The following is a 1,822-nucleotide window of genomic DNA, read 5'->3' as shown; positions in this document are numbered from 1 at the left end:
CACTCACCGTCATCCTGCCGTCCATCGCCCTGGAAAAACTCAGCGCGCCGGATCGTCTGGGACCGCTGTGGGCGCTGATCGTGGCGCTGCTCCTGCCGCTGGGCTTTGGCATCTGGTGCTTCATGCAGAAGCGCGGGCTGAACTTCTTCTCCGTGCTCGGCCTGATCGCCGTCATCATCACCGGGGTGCTGGGCCTGTGGAATCTGAACGCCGTGTGGTTTGCCGCCAAGGAGGCCATGTTCCCCATCTTCCTCGGCATCGCCTTTCCGCTGAGCCATCGCTGGGGCAAGCCGCTGATCAATGAGATGCTGCTCAATCCGCAGGTCATCAACCAGCACGCCCTGCATCAGGCGCTCGACACCCCGGAGAAGCACCACAGCTTCGCGCAACTGCTCAAAAAAGCCTCCTGGGGCATGGCTGGCACGATGATGCTCTCCTCCATCTCCAATTTTGCCCTCGCCATCTACCTGCTTGGAGACAAAGCCCCCGGCAGCGAGGAATACACCAAGGCCATCGGCCGCCTGAACTGGAGCGGCTTCCTCGTCATCGGCATTCCCCTCATGGGCGTGACCTTCGGCCTGCTGCTCTGGCTGCTGCGTTCCATCACCCGGCTCACCGGTTTGGAGCGGGACGATTTGATGAATCAGGGCACCACGGTGCGCAAGCAGGTGAACAACAGTTGATTTCCTTGCCAAAAACCGTTTGCCCAATCCCCCGAGGCCGTTTATAGACTTCGCCCCCGGACTCGCGCGATTAGCTCAGTGGTAGAGCATTACCTTGACATGGTAGGGGTCACAGGTTCGAACCCTGTATCGCGCACCATCTTCGATTGAAGATTAAAGTCCAAAATCCCTCGGCCTCACGAGCTGATAAACTCAAGCCGCAGAACGCGAGGTTCGAACGCCAGCGGGCTTGGCGTTGCGCAACGGAACAAAACGAATTTCGACGCGACGATGGAATGCTGCGGCAATGCGGTTGAGCATCGCCAATGAATGCCCCTCGTAATCAGCGTCTTCCAAGCGGCAGATGACGGAAGCGGTGGTTCCCACCAGTTTCGCAAAAGCTCGCTGAGAAAGGCCCGCCTGAACGCGCAGATCATGGATTTTGCGTGCGACGGCATCATCGGCGCGAATCTGCTCCAGTTCGGCCATTCTTTCCGGCTTGCCCGCCACTAGACGGCGATGCAGAATTTCAACGGCGTCGCTGGCGCGTTGATGTGGCTTCTTTTTCATATCGTGATTCCCGCTTTGGCAGAATCAAGCCGCAGACTTTGAGACGCGCTTTGCTGGAGTACGCATCGGTTTGACGCTCATGCGCAGGCCCATGGAGCCGAGGACATTTTGAAAGGTCCGCAGGCGTGGATTTCCCTGCGGTGAGAGTGCTTCGTGCAGGGCTTGGCGGCTGACATCGGTTTTGCGTGCCAGGGAAGCCAGACCGCCTTGGGCCTGCGCGACAAGGCGCAGCACATTGAGCAGCAGATCGACATCGTTGTCCTGCTCGAATTCTTCCAAGGCGAGTTTGATCGCGTAATTGGCGCGCTTGGGGTCGCTCAGGTGTTTTAACCACACTTCATCGTGCGGAATGTAATCAGTTTTGTTGATCGTTTTCATGGGGGTTGGCATGGGTGGTTGCTGTCGTTTGACGTGTCGGTTCATAGCAAGCTCTCCAAATGCATTCGCCAATATTCCTTGGCCTTTTTGATGTCTTTGCTTTGCGTCGATTTGTCCCCTCCCGCGAGAATGATGACAGTCTTGCCATCGTGCTCTCCAAAATAAACGCGATACCCAGGACCAAAGAACATACGCAGTTCATACAAACCTGA

4 protein-coding genes and 1 tRNA gene are annotated in these 1,822 nt (G+C 57.1%); 2 read left to right on the top strand and 3 right to left on the bottom strand.

From position 1 onward, the window contains the following. Window positions 1-683: VC0807 family protein (locus WAW39_RS30195; RefSeq protein ID WP_422323480.1), on the top strand; the 683-nt coding region annotated here is incomplete at its 5' end. 64 nt (window positions 684-747) lie between these two features. Then, window positions 748-822 (top strand) — tRNA-Val (locus tag WAW39_RS30190). A 53-nt stretch (window positions 823-875) separates the two neighbouring features. Here the strand turns inward: WAW39_RS30190 and WAW39_RS30185 are convergent. The 3 genes from WAW39_RS30185 to WAW39_RS30175 are packed head-to-tail and all read right to left on the bottom strand — an operon-like array spanning window position 876 to window position 1,816. After that, window positions 876-1,232, bottom strand: a complete 357-nt coding sequence (locus tag WAW39_RS30185) for a helix-turn-helix domain-containing protein (protein WP_422323478.1) — start codon at window positions 1,230-1,232, stop codon at window positions 876-878. A 24-nt stretch (window positions 1,233-1,256) separates the two neighbouring features. Then, window positions 1,257-1,610: a DNA-binding protein gene (locus WAW39_RS30180; RefSeq protein ID WP_422323476.1), complete on the bottom strand. Its 354-nt coding sequence runs from the start codon at window positions 1,608-1,610 to the stop codon at window positions 1,257-1,259. Window positions 1,611-1,651: 41 nt separating this feature from the next. Further along, window positions 1,652-1,816, bottom strand: coding sequence for a type II toxin-antitoxin system RelE/ParE family toxin (locus WAW39_RS30175; protein WP_422323482.1), 165 nt, complete (start codon window positions 1,814-1,816; stop codon window positions 1,652-1,654). Window positions 1,817-1,822 lie beyond the last annotated feature (6 nt).

It is taken from the genome of Prosthecobacter sp., from assembly GCF_049294395.1.
Taxonomy (GTDB): domain Bacteria; phylum Verrucomicrobiota; class Verrucomicrobiia; order Verrucomicrobiales; family Verrucomicrobiaceae; genus Prosthecobacter.
Note: the sequence above shows the minus strand (reverse complement) of the source record. Positions and strands in the feature narration are given on the sequence as shown.